General features: G+C 60.6%; 23 protein-coding genes, 1 tRNA gene and 1 pseudogene. 12 read left to right on the forward strand and 13 right to left on the reverse strand.

Features of this window, described 5'->3' with window-relative positions; translation table 11 throughout:
• Positions 1–201 precede the first annotated feature (201 nt).
• Both NW806_RS02635 and NW806_RS02640 read left to right on the forward strand, forming a co-directional pair.
• A complete protein-coding gene (locus tag NW806_RS02635; RefSeq protein WP_414394814.1) occupies positions 202–807 on the forward strand; it encodes a uracil-DNA glycosylase in 606 nt (201 codons plus the stop codon).
• 50 nt (positions 808–857) lie between these two features.
• Positions 858–2,465, forward strand: a complete 1,608-nt coding sequence (locus tag NW806_RS02640; protein WP_414409904.1) for a B12-binding domain-containing radical SAM protein — start codon at positions 858–860, stop codon at positions 2,463–2,465.
• Positions 2,466–2,480: 15 nt separating this feature from the next.
• Here NW806_RS02640 and rbsK read toward each other — a convergent pair whose 3' ends face one another.
• Positions 2,481–3,398 carry a ribokinase gene (rbsK, locus tag NW806_RS02645; RefSeq protein ID WP_414409905.1) on the reverse strand — a complete coding sequence of 306 codons (918 nt, stop codon included), beginning with the start codon at positions 3,396–3,398 and terminating at the stop codon, positions 2,481–2,483.
• 120 nt (positions 3,399–3,518) lie between these two features.
• On the opposite strand from rbsK, the gene NW806_RS02650 reads away from it, so the two are divergent.
• On the forward strand, positions 3,519–3,830 hold the full coding sequence (locus NW806_RS02650) for a YbjQ family protein (RefSeq protein ID WP_414409973.1): 312 nt from the start codon (positions 3,519–3,521) through the stop codon (positions 3,828–3,830).
• A 5-nt stretch (positions 3,831–3,835) separates the two neighbouring features.
• Here the strand turns inward: NW806_RS02650 and NW806_RS02655 are convergent, their stop codons facing one another.
• Positions 3,836–4,585 carry a YebC/PmpR family DNA-binding transcriptional regulator gene (locus NW806_RS02655; protein ID WP_414409906.1) on the reverse strand — a complete coding sequence of 250 codons (750 nt, stop codon included), beginning with the start codon at positions 4,583–4,585 and terminating at the stop codon, positions 3,836–3,838.
• A gap of 95 nt (positions 4,586–4,680) precedes the next feature.
• A complete protein-coding gene (locus NW806_RS02660; protein WP_414409907.1) occupies positions 4,681–5,328 on the reverse strand; it encodes a hypothetical protein in 648 nt (215 codons plus the stop codon).
• 470 nt (positions 5,329–5,798) lie between these two features.
• Here NW806_RS02660 and NW806_RS02665 point away from each other — a divergent pair, with 470 nt between their 5' ends.
• Entirely contained in the window at positions 5,799–6,392 is a 594-nt protein-coding gene (locus tag NW806_RS02665; protein WP_414409908.1) for a hypothetical protein, read from the forward strand.
• On the opposite strand, the gene NW806_RS02670 is transcribed toward NW806_RS02665, so the two are convergent.
• Positions 6,389–8,524 (reverse strand): serine/threonine protein kinase, encoded by a 2,136-nt coding sequence (locus NW806_RS02670; RefSeq protein ID WP_414409909.1) that lies wholly within the window; start codon positions 8,522–8,524, stop codon positions 6,389–6,391. The two genes, NW806_RS02665 and NW806_RS02670, sit on opposite strands and share 4 nt — an antisense overlap.
• Before the next feature lie 345 nt (positions 8,525–8,869).
• Here NW806_RS02670 and NW806_RS02675 point away from each other — a divergent pair, with 345 nt between their 5' ends.
• Positions 8,870–9,829: an NAD(+) kinase gene (locus NW806_RS02675; RefSeq protein ID WP_414409910.1), complete on the forward strand. Its 960-nt coding sequence runs from the start codon at positions 8,870–8,872 to the stop codon at positions 9,827–9,829.
• Between the two features lie 7 nt (positions 9,830–9,836).
• Here NW806_RS02675 and NW806_RS02680 read toward each other — a convergent pair whose 3' ends face one another.
• Both NW806_RS02680 and NW806_RS02685 read right to left on the reverse strand, forming a co-directional pair.
• Complete coding sequence (locus NW806_RS02680) at positions 9,837–10,871, reverse strand: DUF58 domain-containing protein (protein ID WP_414409911.1); 1,035 nt, start codon at positions 10,869–10,871, stop codon at positions 9,837–9,839.
• A 191-nt stretch (positions 10,872–11,062) separates the two neighbouring features.
• Positions 11,063–12,214, reverse strand: a complete 1,152-nt coding sequence (locus NW806_RS02685; protein WP_414409912.1) for a DegT/DnrJ/EryC1/StrS family aminotransferase — start codon at positions 12,212–12,214, stop codon at positions 11,063–11,065.
• A 201-nt stretch (positions 12,215–12,415) separates the two neighbouring features.
• On the opposite strand from NW806_RS02685, the gene NW806_RS02690 reads away from it, so the two are divergent.
• Complete coding sequence (locus tag NW806_RS02690) at positions 12,416–13,429, forward strand: glycosyltransferase family 9 protein (protein WP_414406220.1); 1,014 nt, start codon at positions 12,416–12,418, stop codon at positions 13,427–13,429.
• A 15-nt stretch (positions 13,430–13,444) separates the two neighbouring features.
• Here NW806_RS02690 and NW806_RS02695 read toward each other — a convergent pair.
• From NW806_RS02695 to NW806_RS02715, 5 genes are all read right to left on the reverse strand, one after another.
• Positions 13,445–13,525 (reverse strand) — tRNA-Leu (locus tag NW806_RS02695).
• A 46-nt stretch (positions 13,526–13,571) separates the two neighbouring features.
• Positions 13,572–14,126 (reverse strand): M23 family metallopeptidase, encoded by a 555-nt coding sequence (locus NW806_RS02700; RefSeq protein ID WP_414409913.1) that lies wholly within the window; start codon positions 14,124–14,126, stop codon positions 13,572–13,574.
• Between the two features lie 318 nt (positions 14,127–14,444).
• Positions 14,445–15,254 (reverse strand): biotin--[acetyl-CoA-carboxylase] ligase, encoded by an 810-nt coding sequence (locus NW806_RS02705; RefSeq protein WP_414409914.1) that lies wholly within the window; start codon positions 15,252–15,254, stop codon positions 14,445–14,447.
• Between the two features lie 9 nt (positions 15,255–15,263).
• Complete coding sequence (locus tag NW806_RS02710) at positions 15,264–15,905, reverse strand: DUF3318 domain-containing protein (protein WP_414409915.1); 642 nt, start codon at positions 15,903–15,905, stop codon at positions 15,264–15,266.
• The gene (locus NW806_RS02715; protein ID WP_414394588.1) at positions 15,902–16,633 is read right to left on the reverse strand and encodes a pyridoxine 5'-phosphate synthase; all 732 of its coding nucleotides are present in this window, start codon (positions 16,631–16,633) and stop codon (positions 15,902–15,904) included. Before NW806_RS02715 ends, NW806_RS02710 begins: the two co-directional genes overlap by 4 nt.
• Positions 16,634–16,792: 159 nt before the next feature.
• Here NW806_RS02715 and NW806_RS02720 point away from each other — a divergent pair, with 159 nt between their 5' ends.
• Both NW806_RS02720 and lepB read left to right on the forward strand, forming a co-directional pair.
• Entirely contained in the window at positions 16,793–17,860 is a 1,068-nt protein-coding gene (locus NW806_RS02720) for a hypothetical protein (RefSeq protein WP_414409916.1), read from the forward strand.
• Positions 17,861–18,239: 379 nt separating this feature from the next.
• The gene (gene lepB, locus NW806_RS02725) at positions 18,240–18,926 is read left to right on the forward strand and encodes a signal peptidase I (protein WP_414409917.1); all 687 of its coding nucleotides are present in this window, start codon (positions 18,240–18,242) and stop codon (positions 18,924–18,926) included.
• Between the two features lie 7 nt (positions 18,927–18,933).
• Here the strand turns inward: lepB and sds are convergent, their stop codons facing one another.
• The gene (gene sds, locus NW806_RS02730; RefSeq protein ID WP_414394583.1) at positions 18,934–19,905 is read right to left on the reverse strand and encodes a solanesyl diphosphate synthase; all 972 of its coding nucleotides are present in this window, start codon (positions 19,903–19,905) and stop codon (positions 18,934–18,936) included.
• Positions 19,906–20,019: 114 nt separating this feature from the next.
• On the opposite strand from sds, the gene NW806_RS02735 reads away from it, so the two are divergent.
• Positions 20,020–20,415 (forward strand): metal-sensing transcriptional repressor, encoded by a 396-nt coding sequence (locus NW806_RS02735; RefSeq protein WP_414394582.1) that lies wholly within the window; start codon positions 20,020–20,022, stop codon positions 20,413–20,415.
• A gap of 28 nt (positions 20,416–20,443) precedes the next feature.
• Here NW806_RS02735 and NW806_RS02740 read toward each other — a convergent pair whose 3' ends face one another.
• The gene (locus NW806_RS02740; protein ID WP_414409918.1) at positions 20,444–20,887 is read right to left on the reverse strand and encodes a TerB family tellurite resistance protein; all 444 of its coding nucleotides are present in this window, start codon (positions 20,885–20,887) and stop codon (positions 20,444–20,446) included.
• A gap of 217 nt (positions 20,888–21,104) precedes the next feature.
• Here NW806_RS02740 and rpsP point away from each other — a divergent pair.
• The 3 genes and pseudogenes from rpsP to NW806_RS02755 all read left to right on the forward strand — a co-directional run.
• Positions 21,105–21,350 (forward strand): annotated as a pseudogene (gene rpsP / locus NW806_RS02745) (30S ribosomal protein S16); the annotation flags it as partial.
• 174 nt (positions 21,351–21,524) lie between these two features.
• Positions 21,525–21,785, forward strand: a complete 261-nt coding sequence (locus NW806_RS02750; protein WP_414394578.1) for a KH domain-containing protein — start codon at positions 21,525–21,527, stop codon at positions 21,783–21,785.
• Entirely contained in the window at positions 21,782–22,885 is a 1,104-nt protein-coding gene (locus NW806_RS02755; RefSeq protein ID WP_414409919.1) for an ArsA family ATPase, read from the forward strand. Before NW806_RS02750 ends, NW806_RS02755 begins: the two co-directional genes overlap by 4 nt.
• The last annotated feature ends 9 nt before the right edge of the window (positions 22,886–22,894 follow it).

Genomic DNA, 22,894 nt, shown 5'->3' on the forward strand with positions numbered 1-22,894 from the left:
CTTTTGGGGGAAAGAGCCTCCCAGCTTGACAAGGGCAAAGGAGCAGCCGAAGATCGCTGCACAAGGAACCCCCAGCTTGCAATGGCTGCCAAGAAAAGAGGCTCGGAGCTTCAGCCCAGCCTGTTTGACGATCCCCTAGAGCCGCCTGCCCCCACTGCGGAGACTCTTCCCCAATGGGATCAGATCCCGCTCTCGGCCCAGGTGCCCATTCCCCCCGGTACCTATCGGGATCTGGAACAACTGGAGCAGCACTGCCGAGTCTGCCAGCGCTGCGAGTTGGCGGCCAACCGTACCCATGTGGTGGTGCACCGAGGCAACCCCAAGGCAAGGATTCTCATCATCGGCGAGGGGCCGGGGGAACAGGAAGATCTGCAAGGGCTGCCCTTCGTGGGCAAGTCGGGGCAGTTGCTCGATAAGATCTTGGCCTCCGTGGGGCTAGATTCCGAACGGGACACCTACATTTGCAATGTCGTCAAGTGCCGTCCCCCCAACAACCGCGTGCCCACCCAGGAGGAGATGGACGCCTGCCGGCCCTACTTGTTGGAGCAGATCCGCCTGGTGGATCCCTGGATCATTTTGTTGACCGGCGCCACCTCGGTGCGCTCCCTTCTGGGGGATAAGCGGGGCATTACCAAGATTCGCGGCGAGTGGATCCAGTGGCAGGGGCGCTGGTGCATGCCGATTTTTCACCCAGCCTATCTGCTGCGTAACCCCGACCGCACCCCCGGCAGTCCCAAGTGGCTGATGTGGCAAGATATTCAGGCGGTAAAGCAAAAGTACCTGGAGCTTGCCGGCGCAGCACGGTGAATCCTGCAAAACCCGACTAAGCTGGGAAAGGAGCTCCTTGCCGTCTTGCCTTGACCCCTTCGGAGTTTGCCCTCGAGCAGCTTCTTTTCACCCCGGCCACACCCGACCCGGACGCCGTGCGGGTCATCTACGCCTTTCCCAACACTTACTCAGTAGGAATCACCAGCCTTGGCTACCAGGTCATCTGGAGCCTGCTGGCCAGCCGTCAAGATGTGGTCGTCTCCCGCCTCTTTACAGATTTGGCCGAACCTCTGCCGCGGGATCCAGAGCTGATGGGCTTTTCCCTGTCTTGGGAGCTGGACTACGTCCATATCCTGGATCTGCTGGAGCGACAGGGGATCCCCCTCCAGGCCGAGGCGCGGGGGGAAGCGGATCCCTTGGTTTTCGGTGGTGGCCCGGTGTTGACGGCCAACCCTGAGCCCTTTGCTGCGTTCTTCGACTTCGTCCTGCTGGGAGACGGGGAAGGGCTGGTGGAACAGATGATCCAAGCCTACCGCCAGGTGCGGCAGGGCTCCCGAGCGGAAAAGCTGCAGGCGCTGGCCCAGGTGCCAGGGATCTACGTGCCCAGCCTCTACGAGGTGCATTACCGCGAGCCCGAGGGCCCGGTGGAGAAAGTCATTCCCAAGCTGGACGGGATCCCCAGCTCCATCCGCAAGCATACCTTCCGCGGCAACACCCTCTCGGTTTCCACCGTGGTTACCCCCAAGGCAGCCTGGGAGAACATCTACATGGTGGAGGTGGTGCGCAGTTGTCCGGAGATGTGCCGCTTTTGCCTGGCCAGCTACCTGACCCTGCCCTTCCGCGCTGCTGAGGTGGAGGGGCATCTGATCCCAGCAGTGGAGCGGGGGCTGCAGGTGACCCAGCGGATTGGCCTTTTGGGGGCCTCGGTAACCCAGCACCCCCAATTTGAGCAGCTGCTGGAGTACCTGGCCCAGGATCGCTTTGAGCGGGTGCGCCTCAGTCTGGCTTCGGTGCGCACGGGCACGGTCACGCCTCGCCTGGCGCAAGTTCTCTCCCGTCGCGGCAGCCAGTCCATCACCGTGGCCATTGAGAGTGGCTCGGAGCGGCTGCGCCGGGTCATTAACAAAAAGCTAGCCAACGAAGAGATCTTGGCGGCGGCAGCCCACGCCCAGGCCGGCGGCCTGAAGGGGATCAAGTTCTATGGCATGGTGGGGATCCCAGCAGAGACCCAGGCTGATCTGGAGGCCACAGTTGCCCTCTTCAAGGAGCTCAAGAAGGTGGCTCCCCGCCTGCGCTTGACCTTGGGCTGTAGCACCTTTGTGCCCAAAGCCCATACTCCCTTTCAGTGGCAGGGGGTAGATCCCCAGGCGGAGAAAAAGCTGCAGTGGTACCAAAAACACCTGCGTCCCTTGGGGATTGAGTTCCGCCCAGAAAGCTATAGTTGGTCGGTCATTCAGGCTCTGATTTCCAGAGGGGATCGACGAGTAGCGCAGGTTTTGCAGTTGGCGCGGGAGTTTGGCGACTCCCTGGGCAGCTACCGGCGCGCCTTCAAAGAGCTCAAAGGAAAGCTTCCGCCCTTGGACTACTACGTCCACAGCAACTGGGATCCGGCGGATCCCCTTCCCTGGCAACACCTTGAGGGCCCTCTCAGCCTGGAGCGGCTGCGGCAGCACCGCCAAGAGGCCTTTTCCGTGTAGCGCAGGAAGCTGTGCTTAAGGATGAGGGCCTGCAGCGGCCAGAAACGCCTCGATCTCAGCGCGGCGCGGCAAACTAGGCTGAGCCCCAGGGCGGGTTACGCACAAAGCCGCAGCGGCATTGGCAAACCGTAGAGCTTCCCTCAGGGGTTTGCCAGTAGCTAGGCAGGCGGCCAAAGCGCCGCAGAAGCTGTCGCCGGCAGCGGTGGTATCCACTACCGCCACAGGGTGGGCCGGCAGGTAGCCGCTTTCTCCGCCATCGGCCCAGACCAAGCCTGCTCCCCCCAACGTGACGATCACTGTCGGGATCCCCTGCCGTTGCAAGGCTTGGGCCACGTTTTCGGCTTGCGCGGGTGTCTCCACCGGCAACTGGGCAAGAGCAGCGGCTTCGCTTTCGTTGAGCACCAAGTAGCGCACCTGGCGCAACAGGGATCCCGGCAGAGGCACCACAGGGGCTGGATTGAGCAGGACGGGGATCCCTTGGGCAAAGGCTTGCTCTGCCACCGCCTGCACCGTGGCCAGGGGGATTTCCAGTTGCAGCAGAACCATCGCTGCCGGCGTCCAAGGAGGCAGCTGGGCGGGGGTGTAGCGACCGTTAGCGCCGGGGCTGACCACAATCCGGTTTTGCCCTGCTGGATCCACAGTGATCAGAGCGATGCCGCTGGGCCCTTCCAGCTCCCGCAGGTGGTGGGTATCGACGCCATTCTGCTCCAGGTTCTCCTTCAGCAGGCGGCCAAAGCCGTCGGATCCCACTGCCCCCCACATCTCCACCTGGGCTCCCGCCCGCGCCGCTGCCACCGCTTGGTTGGCCCCCTTGCCGCCAGGGTAGGTGGCGTAGTCGGATCCCAGCACCGTTTCCCCAGGCCCAGGATGGCGTGGTACCTGCACCACCAAGTCCAGATTCAAGCTCCCCACTACGCGAACTAGGGCTGTCATTGGCTAGCTGAAAAACGGTGCCCTAGAGGTAGCTCATTCTAGCTCCCACCACTTGGTTGGAGAGCTTTACACCTTGGAGAGGATTGGCTAGCTTGTGAGGGGGTGACGCGGAAACAAGCCATGCTGCTGACCACTACAGACGTGCCCCAAGGCAGAGAGGTTGAGCGTTACTTGGGCATTGTTACCGCCGAGGTAGTTTATGGCACCAATGTTCTACGGGACTTCCTTGCTGTCCTCCGCGACATCATTGGGGGACGCACAAGAGCCTATGAAGAAGTTCTCGAGAATGCCCAGAAAAAGGTTTTGGAAGAGTTGGAGCAGCGAGCCAAACGTTTGGGAGCAAATGGCATCCTAGGCGTTAGCATTCATACCAACATGAGCACGACCATGATCCTCGTTACCGCCGCCGGCACCGCCGTCAAGCTGCGCTAGAACCTTTAGGCCAGGCTCTCCATCAATGCCTCGTCGATCTCAAAGTTGGCGTAGACATTTTGCACATCATCCAAGTTGTCCAGCCGCTCCATGAGGGTCAGTACCAGCTTGGCTGTCTCGGGGTCCTCCACATGCACCTCCGTAGAGGGGATCCAGCGGATGGCCGCCTCTTGCACCTGGTAGCCTTCTTTTTTGAGGTAGGTGGCCACCTGCTCCAGCAGGGTGTAATCGCAGTAGACTTCTGCGTCGGTTCCCTCTACCTTGAGATCTTCCCCGCCTGCTTCGGCTACCGCTAGCAGCAGAGCTTCGGGATCTGTCACCCCCTCTAGGCTAATCACCCCTTTTTGCCGGAACAGCCAGCTCACGCAGCCGCTTTCCCCTAGGCTGCCGCCGACTTTGCTGAAGGCCTCCCGCACCCCGGCAGCCGTGCGGTTGCGGTTGTCGGTCATCGCCTCGATCAAGACAGCTACCCCCCCAGGGCCGTAGCCTTCATAGCGAATTTCCTCCAGGGGGCTGTCGTCGGTCCAGTTGCCGGATCCCTTGGCGATGGCCCGCTCGATGGTCTCAGCAGGCATGCCTGCCGCTTTGGCTTTCTCCACGGCCGAGCGCAGCCGAAAGTTGGCGTCAGGATCGGGCAGGCCGTTGCGCGCTGCCACGATGATGGCCCGGGAAAGTTTGGTAAATAGGCTGCCCTTTTTGGCATCTACACGGGCTTTTTGCCGCTTAATGTTGGCCCATTTGCTGTGTCCTGCCATGCTGTGCACACCAGTCAAGCAACCTAAGGGAAGGGATCCCCTAACTTTGAAGCCTAAATCACCACCTGCTTAGGTCTCAACCCCAGAGGTGCAGGTCAAGGCTGGATGGGTTGCCGCTCGATTACACCCCCTGGTGGCGGTGGAGCTTCTGGCGTTGCTTGAGGTGTAGGCGTTGGGGTCTCCATAGGAGGCGCAGGCGTTGGTGTCTCTGGCGTAGGCGTTGGTGTCTCTATAGGAGCTGGCGTGGGAGGCAGAGGAGGTACAGGCTCTTCAAGCACAGCCTCAGGCGGAGGGGTCGGGGTTGGCGGCTGAGTTAAAAAGGGCGTTACCTGTTCCAGCAGCTCGGCATAGAAGATTCCGTCCTGCTCCGGCCCAAAGCGGCCCACCGCCCAGCGGTGACGGGGCACAAACAGGGTTTGCAGCAGCACTTCCCGACTGGCGAAAGAGGGAGTGCCCACAAAGACATAGCCATCGACAATGACACGGTTCAAGTCAGGCCGAGTTTGAAACACCCGGTCCACCTCCCGCAGCATCTCCGCATCCAGCCGCTCCAGCAGAGTTTCCAGAGTATCTTCAGGCCTGACCAAAACCCGCACTGGAAAGCGATAGCTTTCGCATCGATTTTCTCCGCAGAGCTTAACCAGCTCGTTCCGAACTCGGATCTGCACTGCCGGATCGATATCTCTCACCGGTGGTGAGACTTCTGGCTCTGGCTTTTGTTCCGCTTCCTGGGCCCAAGTCAAGAGGTGGCCACCCCAAGCTCCCAATAGCAGCGATCCGCACAACAAGGCGAGTTCCCAACCTCCAAGGGGAAGGCTCCAGCCTGGGCTGCCTCGCTCAGGGCGTTGTGAAGGCAGGAGATTGGGATCCCGATTCTTACTCAGCGGGCTGTTCATAGGTTAACCACTACGGCGTCGATAGCTACCGCCAACTCTACCCGACATGGGCCTAGGAGGCACTAGGCTAAAACGGAGCCGCTCCTGCTGGATGTCGATGCTCAAAGGATCAGGGGGGGAGGGATTGCTGGATTACCAAATCCGTTCGCTGCAGCTTGCCGAAATGGCTGTAGTCTAATCTGGAGAAGCTAATGATCCTGCAAGAGGTATCTATGGCAGCGCCAACATCAAAGGTTTGGGGATCCCCTCTGAAGCTTTTTTGGGGCTTCCTAGCCTCGGCTGTCCTCCTGGCAGGCTGTGGGGGAGCTGGAGGGACGGTGCCACCTCCAGTCAATGTTTGCGCGCAAGCCTTTCCAGCGATTTTCGAGGCCAAGAGCTTGCGCCCAGGAGCAAGGCGCAGTGGAACCTTGGGGCCAAATAGCGACTTGGAGATCTACTTCGATGAGAGGGACAATGTCATAAATGCCCGGGAAGTCCCACCTCCCCCTGGCACGTTTACCTTTTATGTCGATGGATTCCTTTACTTTCCTTCTGCAGCCAATGTTACAGGAGTTACTATCCGCCTAACTAGTCCAGTCTTCGACCCTCTGCTGGCCATCTTTGGTCTTGATGTCAACAGGGAGACTGATCCGGAATTCTTCTTCATCAACGATGACGCAAAGCCTGGTGATTTCACCACCTCCGAGCTGACGATCCCAGTACGGCTAGACCGCTGTTACTTAGTGCTGGTGCAAAGCTACTGGGCCCAGAATGCCCGCACCGTTGCTCCGGGTAGCCCAGGCCGAGGTCCCTATACCCTCGAGGTGGTGGGGGAAACCTCTGCCGCGCCTCCTCCTCCCCCTCCCATCCAGCAGAAGCCTGACGACAGGGAAAACGGCGGTGGCGGTGACCGAGGCGGTGTGGGTATTTAGCTCTGGCGGGTAAGCCTAATGGCAAAGCTTGCGCTGCCACAGGTGGCTGTGCCGCGAATCAAGCGCCCGTCAGAGCTGACGGTACCGCTCCACGTGACAGTTGGAGTACCGCTACCCCCTATCCTGCCGCTAACAGAAAGTTGGTTGCCGATGAGCTGGCCACTGCGCTCAGAAAAGCTGGGTGAGGAAATGGTAATCTGATCGCCGTTTTGCTGAATGGAAACGGTTTCCTGGATGCCAGTTGCAACATTGATCTTACACAGCGATCCCTTCCAGATAAAGGATCCTCCCTCGTAGAGCCACTGGCCGCTCAAAGCAAGCTCTGGGGCAGGTGTTGGCGTTGCTGGGGTCGGTGTCGAGGTGGGCGTCGGGGCCAGAGTTGGAGTGGGGGCAGGGGTACGAGGGACAAGCGGCGTGAATCGGGGGATAGGGGTAAGCGTTGGTGTTGGCACTGGCGTGGGAGTGGGTGTTGGTGCTGGAGTTCGAGTAGGCGTTGGCACCGGAGCAGGAGTGGGTGTCCGTGCAGGGGTTCGTGTAGGCGTCGGCAGTGGAGCGGGAGTGGGCGTCGGTGCTGGAGTTCGAGTAGGTGTCGGCACGGGAGTGGGAGGGGGTGTCGGTGTTGGCGTCGGGGTGGGGGCCGGTGCTGGCGTTGGGGTGGGGGCGGGCTTGAGTGTAGGGGTTGGGGTGACTTCAGCAGTAGGGATCGGCTCCGGCTCTTTCTGGGTATCGCGGATAGTTGGGCGCGGCCAGAGCAAAAAGGCGGCTAGCAGAGCCACAGCGCCTCCCCCAACCCAGAGCCACTTCAGGCTGCTGGTGGAAAGCTGGCGAAGCGTTCGGGGAGCAGCTGGTGGCAGAGGAGTATCCGTTGGTGGGGGTGTGGCAAGGCGATCCTGGGGAGGGACAGCCGGGAGCGTGTCGCTAGCTTGGATGACTGTGGAGGGCGCTTTGGCCGTTTCGCCTTCGGTTTTGGTGGGGGAGAGCTCCGGTGCAGCTTCTGCTGAGGTAGCTTTCCGCTCAGCGATGTAGTAGGGGATCCCCGCACCTGGAGGAGGGATTGGCTCCTCTTCAATGAGCTCTAGATCCTCATCGCGGATATCCTCAAAGGTTCCTGAACCTGAGCTGGGGGGGGTGCGCAGTGGCGGGGAAGCAGTGTTGGGGAGGAGGACGGTGCTGGCTTGGCTGGGGGGAAGTTGGTTGGCCACCGTCAGCTCATAGGCTTGCAACAGCCGCTCTGCCAGCTCCTGCATGGTCTGCGGCCGCTCGTCCGGGTTTTTCTTCAGACAATCCATCACCACCGCTACTATGGCGGGTGGGATCGGCTGGGGGGCTGTCTCCGGGTTGATCTCAAGGGGGTTTTCATAGCAATGGGCGTGGATCCAACTGTGCAATGAGTCGGTTTCCAAGCGAAAGGGCATGGATCCCGTCAGCATCTCGTAGAGCACCACCCCTAGGGAGTAGATGTCTGAGCGGGCATCCAGAGATTTGCCGCGTACCTGTTCAGGAGAGGCGTAACGAGCCGTGCCGATAAATCCGCCCCCTTTTTGGGTGCCTAGACTAAGGGTGTGATCCGCCAGCGTTTTGGCCACGCCGAAGTCGAGGATCTTGAGCTGAGACGTAAGCTGGCCATCTTGAAAAACGCGCTCGACAAACAGGTTGCTGGGCTTGATGTCGCGGTGAATCACGCCCCGAATCTCGCGGCCTTCCACGTTAGCTCGGAAGGTGTGGGCAAAGTGCAGCCCTTCACAAGCCTGCAGGGCCAGCCGAATGGCCTGCCGAACTGGCAAGGCTCCTTTTTCTCGGATTAGCTTCCCCAGATCCTGTCCCTTGAGGTACTCCATCACCAAATAGGCGTGCTCCCCCTCTTGGCCGTGATCCAGGACTTTGACGATGCGAGGATGTTGGCCTAGAAGGGTGCTGACGCGGATCTCTTCGGCAAAGCGGCGGCGCAAATCATCGAGCTGGGCGTTCCCTCGGCTCAGCAGGGTAGGGGCATACAGGATCTTGACGGCCACCTCTTGGCCGTTGTTGTGTAAGTCCAAGGCCCGAAAGACGGATCCCATGCCGCCACCACCGATTTCCTGAATCAGCTGGTAGCGGCCGCCAAAAATGCGATTGGTGAGATCGGGGACCATAGGTTTGCAGGCACAAAGCAGCTTGGGCAGGGATGTCCATACGATAAACCAATTGCTGGAGTTTATACCCGCTCACTCAGGGATCCCGTTTGCTCCCTAAGGGGATAGTCATCCTCAGACCCTCTCTCTGGGAGCAAGAGGTAGGGGTAGTGCTCCGGGCCACTCGCGCGTTCGCAACAGCGCAGCAATAACGACGTAACAAGCTGGTTTCACTGCCATTCGTTAGATCAAAAAATTCCCAGTAAATTGTGAAAAAAAGCGGAAGAGAACGCTTGAGGAAATTTGTCTGGGCAACCCCCAGCTTGAAGAGGGATGATGGGAAAGGATCCCTGCGCGAGGTCAGCCATGGATCTGGGCTTGGTGGTGATTGCCTACAAGGAGGGGGATCGCCAGAGCAAGGCTACCTGCCAGCTGTGTGCGGAGCAGCTGCGTCGGCGCGGCGTTACGGTACTGACGGCTCCCACTGGCTTGCACCACAACCCCTACCCGGTCTTTTTGGAGGCCACCTCGGATCCCATCGATTTGGCGGTGGTGTTGGGAGGAGATGGCTCAGTGTTGGCGGCGGCCCGCCACCTTGCTCCCCATGGGATCCCCATTTTGCCCATCCAGTCGGGAGGCAGGCTGGGGTTCTTGGCCCAGTCAGAGCAGGTGCTGCACCAGGATCCCTGGGATCGCATCCAGGCGGGAGACTTTGTCCTCCAAGCCCGCATGATGTTGCAGGCCCAGATTTGGGAGCAGCCCCAACTGGGACAAGGGGCTGTCCCTGGAGAGGAAAAGCAGGAGGGCCGCCCGGTTAGCGAAGTGTACTACGCCCTCAACGAAATGTGCCTAAAGCCCATCAACCGGGAACGCCTGCCCGCCGCCATCATGGAAATCGAAGTCAATGGCGAGGTCTTGGATCAGTACCACGGAGATGGCGTGCTGGTGGCTACTCCAACGGGATCCACCTCCTACACCTTGGCAGCCAACGGCCCCATCCTCGAGCCTACCTTCGAGGCCATCATCATCACCCCCATCTGTCCCCTCAGCTTGTCCAGCCGGCCCATTGTTATCAGCGGCACGGCCACGGTGGAGATCTGGCCCCTTGCCGATCCAGAAGGGCTGACCCGCCTCTGGACGGATGGTGTCTTGGCTCAATCGGTCAACCCTGGCCAGTGGGTGCAAATTCGACGCGCTCCCCTGCCAGCCAAGCTGCTGATCTTAGAAAAAGACCTTTCCTACTTCCGCACCCTGCGAGAGAAACTGCAGTGGGCCGGCAGCCGCATCTACATTCCCACTACCAACCACTGCCCGCCAGGGAGATAGGGAGGCCTTACTCAATCGGAATAAATTGCAGCAGGGATCCTGGCTCAACGAGATGACCTGGCACCGCTTCCCCCTCCTGAGGAGGGTGAGCTAGGAGCAGGCAGCGATCTTGGGGAGTGAGGCTGAAGCCAGTAGGGGAGTTGGAGGGCCCTTGGGAGCCCAGCTGCGGATCCCCGACGAACGTCAGTTGGGCTAGGAGGGCCAACAGCCAGTCGAGATGGGCCAGATCGGCCCCGAAAGCAGTTCGCGTCTGCAAGGTGGCCAGAGCCACGGGGTAGCCTTCTCGAATCAAATCAGTGAGGATCCCAGCGCAGCGTTCTACAGCCCGCTCCAGCTTGTTGCGATGCGCTTCAGGGCTTTCTCCCCGCGGCTGCCAGCGATTTTCAAAGCAGAGGACAATGGCCTGGGAACGGGGGCGCTCCAGCTCCCGCACGACCAGTTGATCTCGCTTGGCCGAGATCTTCCAATGCACAGAGCGCACATCATCTTGGGGACGGTATGGCCGCAGGCCGAGGTAGTCCCCCTCCTGGCCGGGCTGAGGGCGCAACTGGCTGCTGCCGCCAAAGTGCTCCCACAGCAGCAGTCCCTGGACGGGGGCAGGCTGGGGAAATACAATCACCGCCTGCGGCTCCTCGATCGCCACTGCCTTGCGAAAGAGTTCAAAAGGAAAGCTGGTGGCAATCTCAAAACCCTGCAGCTGCCACACCCCTCGCCTTGGGAAGGTGTGCTGATAGAAGGTGTCCAGCTTGGCACCGGGATCCAACCGCAGCACATAGCTGGAAGGCCAATCCGTCCGCTTCAGTCCCTCGATGCGTTCCCTCACCTGGAGGGAAAAACTGGGCAGGCGGCGTTTGCGATTGACCAGTGTCAGCCCCACCAAGACCGGCTGGCCAGCAAAGATGCGGCTGGGCAACTGCCGGCTCACCTCCAGATCCTTGAGGGTAAGCTCGGAGAGGAGGCCGCTAAGAAGAATGAGGCTAAGCAGCATCCCCAGAACCAAGTAGAGAGGATTGTTGCCAGTGTTAAAGGCGGCAATACTCACTAGGAGCGTGATCCCAACAAACCAGCCCCCGATGCGAGTAAAGCGCAGGCGGCGTAGAAAACGAACGCGCTCTTTCGATGACAGCTTTGCAGGAACAGCTCCGAGTTGGGGAAACTGGTGCAACCACGGAAATAGTTGAAGTAATCTTCGGCTGAGCTTCGATAGCACCTGAGCTCCCTCCTCCAGGGCTGCTAGGGTTCTTCTGCCAAGATTTCAGCAATGGCCAGGGCCACCCGCTCCTGTTGCTGGAGGGTCAACTCAGGAAAACAGGGCAAAGACAACACCTGGGCAGCACAGAGCTCGGCATTGGGCAAGTCTCCAGGCTTATATCCCAGCTTGCGGTAGACGGGCTGGAGATGAAGGGGAGTAGGATAATAAACTCGGCTGGCAATGCCTCGCTTCTGCAACTGCCGCTGCAGTTGGTCGCGCCGCCGCGAGTCGGTTGGGTGGGAACCGGGCACCCGCACCGTGTACTGATGCCAAACGGAGTTTCCCCCCTTTGCCACCTTCGGCAGGATTAGGCCAGGGATCCCTTGCAACAGGCGGTGATAGCCCTCGGCAATGGCCCGCCGCCGCCAGTTCCACTCCCGCAGGTAGGGCAACTTGACCGACAGGATTACCGCCTGCAGCGCGTCCAGACGGCTGTTGAGGCCGATGTATTCGTGGTGGTATTGGCCAACTTGGCCATGTTCTTTGAGGATGCGCACCTTGCGGGCCAGTTGCGGATCCCGGGTCACCACTGCCCCACCATCCCCTGCGGCCCCCAAGTTTTTGGTGGGAAAAAAGCTAAAGCAGCCGATATCTCCCCAGGTGCCCACCGGCTTGCCTCCCCAGCAGGCTCCTATGGCCTGGGCGCAATCTTCCACCACTGCCAACCCATGGCGTCGCGCAATGGCCAAAATTTGGGTCATGTTGGCCGCCTGGCCAAACAAATGCACGGAGATTATGGCTTTGGTGCGCGGGGAGATGCTTCTTTCGAGAAGCTGGGGATCCAGGTTGAAGGTGCAGGGATCCACATCCACAAATACCGGCCGTGCCCCCACCAAATCGATGGCCTCGGCGGAGGCAAAAAAGCTAAAGGCAGTGGTGATGACCTCGTCGCCCGGTTGGATCCCCAGAGCGCGCAGGGCCAACACCAAAGCATCGGTGCCGGAGTTGCAACTGACGGTCTCCAGATCGCCGCCGCCGAGAAACTGCGAAAACAGCTCCTCGAACTGCCGCACTGCCTCTCCGCCAATGTACCGCCCAGAGGCCAGCAAAGCTTCCACCTGAGGCAAAAGGGTCCTAGCCAAAGCGCGGTATTGCAACGTCAAATCCAGCAGCGGGATCGGCTCATCCGTCATGGTGCTGCCTTTTGGGGTAGCGGCCACAGCCCATCATCGAGGATGAGAGTTCCAAAATTGGGCCTTTTTGTAGCTTAGTTGCTGAGAAGCCGCTGGGAGCCAGACCCGCTCCGAATTGAGCCCAACCTGAGCTAGAGTAAACGCGGTACATCCCTGGCCAGGGATCCCCTAGGCTGGATACAGCTATCGACAGGATGTTCTATGGAGATTGCTTCTCAAGCAGTTCTCGGCAAAGCCCCTTTGGCCCCCCGAATTCTCGCTTTGGTGCCGGGAGGGATTGGCGACCAAATTCTTTTCTTCCCCACCCTAGCGAGTTTGCGGCAGCGCTTTCCAGAAGCGGAGCTGGAGGTGTTGGTGGAGCCGCGGGCGGCAGCTGCCTACGAGGTCTGCCCCTCGGTGAATCGGGTGCTGACCTTCCCATTTAAGGAGCAACTTTCGCTAGGGGATATCAGCGATCTGCTGGGGCGAATCCGCGAGCGGCAGTACGACGCCGTGCTCAGCCTGGGCAGAAGCTTGGGGGTCAAGCTGTTGCTTTGGCTAACTGGGATCCCAAAGCGGGTTGGCTATGCCCCGCCAGGGCCTGGGCGACCTTGGCTGACCGACCCGGTGCCTCTAAAGCTGGCCCAATACGCCGCCAACATGTACCACGACCTGCTGCAGGGGTTCGGCATTGCCGCGCCGGCAGGCTTGCCCCAGCTTCGCCTCAAAAAGACAGCCCTGGAGTGGGCTGAGCAGGAACGCAAGCGTCTGCTGGGGGAGGGCAGCCAAGATTATGTGCTGTTGCACCCTGGCGCCAGCCAACTGTCCCAGGAGAAAGGCATCCAGAAGATCTATCCCCCAGAGAAGTGGGTTAGGGTGATCAAGGGTTTCCGGGAAAAGCGGCCGGAGCTGCCGCTCGTGCTGGTGTTGGGTCCAGAGGATGAGAAGCTGGCGGAGGGCTTTCTGTCGCAACTGCCGGATCTGCCGGTGAGCCGCCCGCCCCAGCTAGGCCAACTGGCGGCCTTGATTGCTGGCTCCACCCTGCTTTTGTGTACCGACAGTGCCCCCATGCACCTGGCGGTGGCCACGCAAACTCCCCTGGTGGCTCTGTTTGGCCCTACTGACCCAGAGCGGCTTTTGCCTTCCGAGGGGCCGTTCCGCGCCGTCAAGGCCGCCAATGGGGTGATTGACTCCATTGCCCCTGAGCAAATCCTAGAGGTGATCTTCCCCGGCTAGAAGTAGGGCTTGCCATGCGGACGAAGGGACTTGAACCCTTACGCCTTGCGGCACTAGATCCTAAGTCTAGCGCGTCTGCCATTCCGCCACGTCCGCAAGAGGTGGGATCCCGCTCACCTATGCTAACCCAAGCTGGCTCTGGCTAGCTCGGCAACTGGCTTGCGGCGACCTTCAGCTCTTCTGTGGCGTCCAAAACCATCCAGCTTTGCCCTGCCGTTTGCTGCCACAGCTCAAAGTGGAGATGCGGCCCAGTCACCGCTCCTGTTGCCCCCACATAGCCAATGAGGGATCCCTGCTTAACCCCTTCTCCTGGGGTGACAGCTACTTGAGACAGGTGACCATAGCGGGTGCGCCGGCCGCCAGCATGCTCTAGGACAACCGTGATCCCCAGATCTCCCAGGGAGCCGGCACTCACCACCTTGCCGCTCAAGGCAGCCAGGACTGGCGTGCCCAAGCTGGCCCCCAGATCCACGCCGGCGTGAAACTCCGGCTGACCCTTGAGGGGGTGAATCCGCAAGCCAAAGCCAGAGGTGATCGGCACAGGGTGGGGCAGCGGATAGAGCAGTCGCTCTTTGCCGGGGGACAAGGTGGGCAAGGTCAGCGGCGGCAGCTCAGGGGTTTCCTCAATGCGAAGCTCTCCCCCTGGCAGGAGAAGGAGGCGGCGGCCGGAGCTGCGCTCCACCAACACCACCGGCACCCCACTTTCCGGCTGGCTCTCGGTAACCTTTGCTCGGTTGAGAAGCCGAGCCCGGGGTTCTCAGGCTGTCTTGCGGCAGGGGAAGGGCACCATCTTGCAGAAGCGCCTTTGCGGCAGGGGTGTCCAGCGCTGGCCCCACAGGGGGAGTAGGGGGCAAGGGCGTCTGCGCCAACAGCGCTGTGGGAGAGGACCAGAGCAGGCTTAGCCCTACGCCTAGACTCAGCCCCAGCCGCCGCAGCTGCCGCCCTCTTGCTGCCGAGCTGCTGCACAGCCAAGAGGAAAGACGCTGCCCAAAAGAGGTGGCCACCAACGGATCCCTCACTCCAAGCCACTGGCAAGAGACATTTGATAGCTCAGGCGCACCTGGTCGGGAGAGAGGACGAGGATCTGCCCCCCCTGAGTTTGTACCCGCAGCCTGCCATCCTCGGCAAGGCCCAAAACCGTAGCCGACGCCTCACCTGGGAGCCATTGGATTTGCGGCTTCACTGTCCAGGTCTCGTACTCGCAGCAAACAGCAGCAAACCCCTCCTTGAGCCAGACCTGGAACCCCCGCTCCATCCCCTGCAAAACCCAGGCGGCAATGGCGGTGCTATCCTGCCGGCATCCCAAGATCTCAGCTAAATTGATTCCCTCGGCGGGCACGGGATTGTTGATATTCACACCTACGCCGGCCACCAGCCCCAGCAGTTGTCCCCTTTCCCCAAAGCGGCCTTGCACCAGGATCCCCCCCAGCTTGCGCAGAAAAGCCGGCCCCTGCCTGTCCACTATCACCAGGTCGTTGGGCCATTTCAGCCGCAGCGGGATCCCCAACCGATGGCGCAAACTGCCGGCAATGCCCCAGGCCAAGGTTAGGGTCAATTCCAGCAGGGAATGCCGCAGGGGAGGGGATCCCAGCCAGACCGACAGGTACAACCCCCCTGGCTGCGAGTGCCATACTCGCCCGTGCTGGCCCTGGCCTGCCCGCTGGCGAGTGCTGACCAGAACGGTGCCCAGGGGCAGAGGCTGAGGGAAACGGCGACCCCAGTCCAAGAGCAGCCGGTTGGTGGAATCGGTTACTGCCACCTGGAGGAGGTGATGCCCCCAGCCCCCTCGACCCACCAGGGATCCCAGCCGCGCGGGGGAAAGCATGGCTTGAAACTAGCTCAACACAATATCTTCTGCTGGGCGCTGGGCCAGCCGCTTCAGGTTTTGGTAGCGCAGCATGTCCAGTAGGTCGTTGCCAGAGCGACCCTCCAGGCGAGCCTCCAGGTGCAGCGCTTGCCCCAGGGCCTCCACTGCCTGCAACCGCGGAACTCCGCGCAACACCAGCCGGTCCACAGCGTAGGCATCAGCAGCCAAAAGGCGGCGGTCGTCGGTCTGGTCGCGGCGCAACTGCCAGAGAGCCAAGCCGCTTAAGCCACCGGAAACCGTTGCCCCCACCGGATCCTGCTGGACCACCTCGAAGATCAGGCTCAAGCCCCCCAAGGCGGCAATAGCCAGGTAAAAGTCGATCTGCCGCGAGGCTGCCCGGCTGTAGTAGCCTACTTTGTGCAAGAACAACCCCGCCCGCTGCAAGGGGGTAAACTGCCGCCACTCGTAGGGTTTAATAAAAAGCCGCAGCTGCCGCTCCCAGGGCAGTTGCCGCCGGCCTTTGATTACGACCGTCTGCCGCTCTGAGGCCGGCAAGATCTTGACGCTCTCTCGCATGCTGGCCGGCAGCAGATCCAGCAGGCGGTCAATCTCAGCCTGCTCGAGAACGTAATCGTAGCCGTTGTCGTAGCCGTAGTACTCCGAGTTCATGCCGGGCCCACTCCTAACCCCATTGCCTGACGCATCTCTCGCACCGCTCGCTCCAACCCCACCAGCACTGCCCGACTGATGATGCTGTGGCCAATGTTCAGCTCCTCTATGCCCGGGATCCGCGCCACCGGGCCCACATTCCAGTAGGTGAGGCCGTGCCCAGCATTGACCCGCAGCCCCAGTTGAATGGCCTGTTGGCTAGCCTTCTGCAGCTGGGCCAGCTCCGCCTCCCGTTGGGCTTCCGAGGAGGCCTCCGCATACCGCCCGGTGTGCAGCTCCACCCAGCGCGCCCCCACCTGAGCAGCAGCGGCAATCTGGATGGGATCTGGATCGACAAACAAGCTGACGGGAATGCCAGATCCCTGCAGTCGGTCCACCACTTCACCTAGGCGTGAAACCTGACTGGCCACATCCAGTCCCCCTTCGGTGGTAATCTCTTCCCGCCGCTCGGGAACCAGCGTGACGTAGTCAGGCTTGATCTCCAGGGCAATGGCCACCATCTCCTCTGTTGCCGCCATCTCCAAGTTGAGGTGGGTGCGTACCGTCTGCCGCAGCAGCCGCACATCCCGCTCCTGAATGTGGCGGCGATCCTCGCGCAGGTGCACCGTGATCCCATCTGCGCCTGCCAACTCGGCAATGACGGCAGCGGCCACCGGATCCGGCTCGACGGTGCGGCGGGCCTGGCGCAGCGTGGCCACGTGGTCGATGTTGACTCCAAGGCTGACCAAGGCTAACGTTCTCTCGTGGCAGAAGATCCAAAGGAATGCTCCTAGTATTAGATTATTCAATCTGGGCTGCTTAGGGACAGGCGAGGCAGAAACCCCGGAGGCCAAGGGCCTATGATCGAAGACGACGCTTTTCCCCTCCGGGATCCCTGCAGGCTTGCCATGACCAATCCAAATGCCTCTTTGGCGGTAGGACACCCTTCTCTAATTGACCGAGCGCGGGTGGCGGCCCTGATTGCCCAATACCTGCCGGTGGAGATTTGTATCTACTACCAGGTGGTGCCTTTGGCCCTGGATACGGACAGCTTGATCCTGGGCATGGTGGATCCCCAGGATTTGGCAGCCCTGGACTACGTGAGCAAAATGCTGGCTTACTCCCAGATCTCGGTCGAGCCAGTTCCGATTACGCTGGAGCAGCAGCAGGAGTTAATTGCCCACTACTTCAGCCATCCCCCCAGTCCAGCAGAGGTAGAGCGGCTCCGCCTGCGGGCCCAAGCCAGCCGCACCACCCCAGAAGTCCCCGCTCCCGTAGCCGGGCCGCCCAGCCACCCAACTCCCACCCAGCCGCTGCCGGCACGGCCAACTGCTCCGCCCTCTCCTAGTGACGAATCGGAAGAGACGGTGCAGCAGTTGCTGAACTCGATGCTGCGGAGGGCTTTAGACGAGAAAGCAGAGCAAATTTTTGTAGAGCCCCAGGAGGGAGTGCTGTGTCGGGTGCGCTACCGCCAGCAGGGGATTTTGCGGGATCTGTTCAAGGAACTCTCGGAACCCATCCGGGCTAGGCTAATCGCTGCCATGAAGCGGATGATGGCTCTCGATCCCAGCCTCATCGGGGAGCCGCAGCAGGCAGAAGCGGAGCGGCTGTACCGGGGGGAGCCGCTGGTGCTGCAGTTGCGCATTATCCCCCAGCCCTCCAAAAGCGGGCCAGGCTCTCCTCCCAGGGAAGGAGCCATCCTCAGCATTCTGCGAGGAGAAGCCCTCCAGAAGTACCAGCAAGGCCAAAACCGCCTCCGCGTCTCCGAGACCTTGGCTTTGGCCCAACAAACCCACCAACTGCTGCAGCAGCTGCAAGTGGCCCTCAGCAGCACCCTGGGGAAGCTTAAGCAGTATCCCACTCCCCCTGACAGCAACTGGCCCCTGATGGCAGAGACGTTAGCGGCCATCCAGGCCCAGGCCCAGATGCTTGCCATCCACCAGCAGGACTGGGAAAAACTCACCTCCGGCAGTTGATCCGCTAGGCCTTTGGCGGGATCCCCCTGCTTTTGCTAGCTCCCCACGTTTTTGCGAACCTAGCAGTTAAAATGACGCCGGCAATAACGGTCGCCCCAGCAATAAGGCCAAGACGTTCCAGCCGTCCTCCGCTGCTCTAAGCAATACCAGATCCCTGTATAGTTTCTCGACTCGCGCCAAGGGCTTTTCGGTATCCCCCGTCAGCCAATCAGTCCGCTGCAAAATTACTTCTCGACTAAGCGCTCAAGCTGTTCTTCTGTTGAAATCGCCATCAAGTTTTGCCAGACGTTTGCCTTTCTAGTGCCAGGAAAGGGGACGGTCTCCGCTCCTGCCGGGTGCGATAATCTGGAAATTGTGCAGTCATGCGCGTTTAGCCTCCATGCCCTCCACAGATCCGAGGTCTTTGCCCCAGCCCCAGTTGCCGCCCAGCAAAACCCCTGCCAATTCCCCATCTCGCACCTGGTGGCAGGCGCAGCGGGAAAACCTGCTGACGGTGCTGCTGGCGCTGCTACTGGCCCTTGGCATTCGCACCTTTGTGGCGGAGGCGCGCTGGATCCCCTCGGATTCCATGCTGCCCACCCTAGAAGAAGGGGATCGCTTGGTGGTAGAAAAGGTTAGCTACCGCTTCAGCGCCCCCAGACGCGGCGACATCATTGTCTTCTACCCGCCTGCCCACTTGAACTTCAACGGTGCTTACATCAAGCGGGTAATCGGCCTGCCAGGGGATCGCATCCGCATTGCTGAGGGCAAGGTAATCGTCAACGGCATTCCTCTGCAGGAGGACTACATCTACGCTCCCCCTGACTACTCCTGCCCTGGCGAGCGCTGTCCTGGAGTGCCCAACCAGGGATCGGAATTTGTTGTCCCTCCTAACTCCTATTTTGTAATGGGGGACAACCGCAATGACAGCCAGGACTCGCACATCTGGGGGTTTTTGCCCAAAGAAAACATTATCGGCAATACCATCTTTCGCTTTTGGCCACCCAATCGCCTGCGCTTTTTCACTCCACCCACCTACCCTGAGCTCTCGGCAGCGGCGACTCGAGCCTCGGGTCTATCTCCGTAAAAGCCTCCTAGCAAGGCCGCTCGAGGACGTAGTCTACCATCTGCAGCAGAGCCTGGCGCGCTTCAGAGTCCGGCAGAACTTGCAGGGCCTCGGCAGCCCGTTGGGCATAGTCGCGCGCCAACTGGCGGGAGCGCGGGATCCCCTCACTTTGGTAGACCCACTCTAGAACCTGCTGGAGATCCTGCGGTTCGGCCAACTCTCTGAGGATGAGCTCCCGCATCTGCGGAAACTCCTCTAGCGCAAACAAAACGGGTGCTGTCAGGTTGCCCTGGATGAGGTCGGATCCCACTGGCTTGCCCAGCGTCTCCGCCGACCCAGTAAAGTCGAGGAGATCATCGACAATCTGAAAAGCGATGCCCAGGTTGCAGCCAAAGTCGAAGAGGCGATCGGCTACTTCAGGACTTACCCCGCTCAGGAGACCTGCTGCCTTAGCACTGCCAGAAATAAGGGAGGCGGTTTTGTAGAAGCTTTTGGCGAGGTACTCTTCCAGGGAGACGTCGGGATCAAAGCGAGTGAGGCTCTGGCGCACCTCTCCCTCTGGCAGGTCCATGATGACCTTGGACAGCAGCTTCACCACCTCCAGGTTGTCCAGGTTGGCCAAATACCAGGCTGCCTGCCCAAACAGGTAATCCCCTGCCAGCACCGCCACCCGGTTATCAAAAAGGGTGTTGACTGTGCTGACGCCGCGCCGCACGGTAGCAGTGTCGATGACGTCGTCGTGCATCAGGCTGGCGGTGTGGATCATCTCGGTAATTTCCGCCAGGCGCCAATGCTGGGGGGTAATCTCCCCGTCGGGCGTAGTGGCCCGCGCAATCAGGAGCACGATTGCTGGTCGGATCCCTTTCCCCCCCACCGAGAACAGATGTTCGGCAGCCATGGCCAGGATGGGGTGTTTGGCGCTGACCAGCCGCGTCAAGTTCTGGCGTAAACGCTCTAGATCCGCTTCTACGGGGCCAAAGGGGGAGAGTACGGAGGTCATGAAGCCAAGCCAGGAGAGGATTTACAAAATTTCATATCCTTTCCTATTCTAGAGCACCTCAACCTGCTCGGAGAAAAGCAGGGGGTATCATGCAGACAGTCCTCGACTCCTCCTATGGCCGATCCTATTCCCCCGCTTCAGACTGGCTCCATTCCTCCACTTCCTGAAGAACCTGATTGGGAGGAAGAGTGGGAACTGGCGTTGGAGCGACCCCCTCTCTCGGGGCGGGCCCAACCTCACCGCCACGATCCGCAATCGCGGCGCAAGCTGATTCACCGCCTGGCTCGCATTGAGGGGCATGTGCGTGGGATCCGCTCCATGATCGAAGAGGATCAACCCTGTCCGGATGTGCTGCTCCAGATTGCCGCCGTCAAGGGGGCGCTAGATCGGCTGGCGCGGATTATCCTCAACGATCACATCCGCCACTGCATTCGCCACGCCGTTGAAAGCGGCAATATTGAGGTGGAACTGGAAGAGCTGCAGCGGGCTCTGGATCGCTACCTCAGCTAGCGCAGCCGTTGGCGGCGGCCCTGGGCTTCTAGCTGTTGCTGGCAGCGGGCTGGGCATACCGCTGCAGGAGAGCGGCACTTTTCAGCTGCCACTGCAGGCCCATGAAGGCCCAGTCTAGAAATTCGTCAATCTCCTCCCGACTAAACTGCATGGCCTTGCCAATTTCAAAAATCAGGGCCTCCTCTTTTTCTGTCAGCTTGTTGTTGACCACTGCCATCGCCGCCAAATCCCGCAGGATCAAGGCCCCGGCGGCGTTGTGCAGAGGCGGGATGGCGCTGAGCTCTAGGGTTGCAGTCGTGTCGTTGGCCAGATAGCTTTGAGCTACCTCTTTGTTAATGCCCATGCCTTCAGCAATTTGCAGGAAGAAGTCGGCTTCTTCTTCATCGAGCTGGCCGTCCACGCGGGCTACGGCAATGAGGGCTCTTAGGTAGAGCTGGCGCTGCTCTGCAGTCAAGTCGGTGTAGGTGATCATGTGAAGTTGTGCCTTGGGTTTCCTCTTCAACTTTGCCACGAAGATCCCCCCTTGGGGTTGAGTCGGCACTTTATCCAGGTAGGGGAAAATCGACTAGAATGAGAAGCCTGTGTTAGCGACTAGCCGGACCCAGCCTCCAGGAAGGGACGTGGAGGAGAGGCTAGGCGGCTGGTTTCCGTTTCCTAGACAACCCTACCCAGCTTGCGGAGCACCTCCAATGGTTAAGTTGCGGCTCAAGCGCTTTGGAAAGAAGCACCAACCCAGCTATCGCATCATCGCTATTGACAGTAGGGCTCGCCGGGAAGGTCGCCCGCTGGAGGAGTTAGGCTACTACAACCCGCGCACCAAGGAGACGGTTCTGGAGACAGCGGGCCTACTCAAGTGGCTGCGGCGCGGTGCCAAGCCCACCGATACGGTGGACAGCCTCCTCAGAAAAGCGGGCATCTATGAGATGTTGAAAGCCGGTGAGGGGGGTGTGGTGGCCTCGATTCGCATTCCGGCCATTGCCAAACCTGAAGCCGGGGAGGAGCAGAAGGTTCCCGAGGGATCAGAGCAGGGGGAGGAGAAGTCCCAGCCCGAGGCAGCCACTGAGGCCTAGGCTCAGCTACGCTTGCGGTTAGGTTGCGTTTTGCCTCCCATGCCGGACTACGAGACCCTTGCTCATCTTTTGATTGAACCGCTCCTTACCAGCGGCCCCCTGCAAACAGATGTGGAAACCACCTGTGGAGGACGCAAGGTCTGGCTGCGGCTAGCCTTTGACCCCAAGGATCGCGGTCGGGTGTTGGGGCGAGGTGGGCGTACCTTGCAGGCAATTCGTCAGGTGATGACAGCAGCAGCCCAGTTGGCAGGGCAATCGCTGTACATCGACATCTACGGAGAATCAGGAGAGCGAGAATGAGCCAGATCCTGACCTTCTTGGGGAAGGGGGGCACGGGCCGGAGCACTCTAGCTGTAGCAGTGGCGCGGGCAGCAGCGCAGCAGGGGCGGCGAGTGCTGCTAGTGGGCCATCAGGCGGGGCCGGGGTTGGAGATGCTTCTGGGTGGGATCCCGCTTTCCGGCGAGCCGGTAACCATTGCCGCCAACTTAAGCGTGGTGCAGCTACGGACAACCCAGCTTCTGGAGCAGTACTGGACGGCAACCAGGGAGCTGGAAGCCCAATACGTGCGCACTCCCTTTTTCCGGGAAATCTATGGGCAGGAGCTAGGGGTGCTGCCAGGGATGGACCAGGCCCTGGCTCTGGAAGCCCTGCGCCGCTACGATGCCAGCGGTCAATACGACTGCATTCTCTACGATGGCCCAGGGGACTTGACCACCTTGCGGGCGTTTGGGATCCCAGAGGTGGCCAGTTGGTACTGGCGGCGAGCTTCTCAGGCTTTCCTCCAATCCGATCTGGCCAAAACTCTCCTTCCCTTTCTTGAACCGCTGCTGCGGTCGGTGACGACCCTGGAGTTTTCCTCGGTGGAGGAGCTCCTAGCTCGCCTGGGGGGGATGGCTAACCTTTTCGAGCAGGGGCGCTCTGCCATTGCCGATCCGCGGCGGGTGGTAGCGCATTTGGTAACGACTCCGGATCCCATGGCAATCCAGGTTGCCCGCTACCTCTGGGGCAGTGCCCAGATGGTGGGGCTGACCGTGGGTGGCCTCTGGGTCATGCCGCTAGTTCCCGGGGAGGTGTCGGCGGCTGAGTTTTCTCCTCTGCCAGTGCGCACCCTGCCACGGCGCCAGGGATCGGATTGGTCGGCGTTGGAAGAGGCAGTAAGTGGGATCTTTGCCATGCCTGAGGTGCCGCCGCCCGTAGCCATTGACGAGGGCTCCCGCAGCGTGAAGCTGTTTCTTCCTGGCTTTAGCAAGACCCAAATCGAGCTGAGCCAATCCGGGCCAGAGTTGACCATCACCGCTGGGGATCAGCGGCGCAATTTGTTCTTGCCGCCCAGCTTGGCAGGCCGGCAGGTAACCGGGGCCAAGTTTCAGGAGCCCTTTCTGATTATCAGCTTTGCCTAGCAATCCCGG

It is taken from the genome of Synechococcus sp. W65.1 (genome assembly GCF_047461615.1).
Classification (GTDB): domain Bacteria; phylum Cyanobacteriota; class Cyanobacteriia; order Thermostichales; family Thermostichaceae; genus Thermostichus.

Coding starts and splice junctions, on each gene's coding strand:
- lepB (WP_414409917.1), top strand. CDS start 18,240: ATGCCCTCCACAGATCCGAGGTCTTTGCCCCAGCCCCAGTTGCCGCCC.
- NW806_RS02670 (WP_414409909.1), bottom strand. CDS start 8,524: ATGGTCCCCGATCTCACCAATCGCATTTTTGGCGGCCGCTACCAGCTG.
- NW806_RS02705 (WP_414409914.1), bottom strand. CDS start 15,254: ATGCTTTCCCCCGCGCGGCTGGGATCCCTGGTGGGTCGAGGGGGCTGG.
- NW806_RS02750 (WP_414394578.1), top strand. CDS start 21,525: ATGCCGGACTACGAGACCCTTGCTCATCTTTTGATTGAACCGCTCCTT.
- NW806_RS02690 (WP_414406220.1), top strand. CDS start 12,416: ATGGAGATTGCTTCTCAAGCAGTTCTCGGCAAAGCCCCTTTGGCCCCC.
- NW806_RS02685 (WP_414409912.1), bottom strand. CDS start 12,214: ATGACGGATGAGCCGATCCCGCTGCTGGATTTGACGTTGCAATACCGC.
- sds (WP_414394583.1), bottom strand. CDS start 19,905: ATGACCTCCGTACTCTCCCCCTTTGGCCCCGTAGAAGCGGATCTAGAG.
- NW806_RS02720 (WP_414409916.1), top strand. CDS start 16,793: ATGACCAATCCAAATGCCTCTTTGGCGGTAGGACACCCTTCTCTAATT.
- NW806_RS02755 (WP_414409919.1), top strand. CDS start 21,782: ATGAGCCAGATCCTGACCTTCTTGGGGAAGGGGGGCACGGGCCGGAGC.
- NW806_RS02675 (WP_414409910.1), top strand. CDS start 8,870: ATGGATCTGGGCTTGGTGGTGATTGCCTACAAGGAGGGGGATCGCCAG.
- NW806_RS02740 (WP_414409918.1), bottom strand. CDS start 20,887: ATGATCACCTACACCGACTTGACTGCAGAGCAGCGCCAGCTCTACCTA.
- NW806_RS02655 (WP_414409906.1), bottom strand. CDS start 4,585: ATGGCAGGACACAGCAAATGGGCCAACATTAAGCGGCAAAAAGCCCGT.
- NW806_RS02710 (WP_414409915.1), bottom strand. CDS start 15,905: ATGAACTCGGAGTACTACGGCTACGACAACGGCTACGATTACGTTCTC.
- rbsK (WP_414409905.1), bottom strand. CDS start 3,398: ATGACAGCCCTAGTTCGCGTAGTGGGGAGCTTGAATCTGGACTTGGTG.
- NW806_RS02735 (WP_414394582.1), top strand. CDS start 20,020: ATGGCCGATCCTATTCCCCCGCTTCAGACTGGCTCCATTCCTCCACTT.
- NW806_RS02650 (WP_414409973.1), top strand. CDS start 3,519: ATGCTGCTGACCACTACAGACGTGCCCCAAGGCAGAGAGGTTGAGCGT.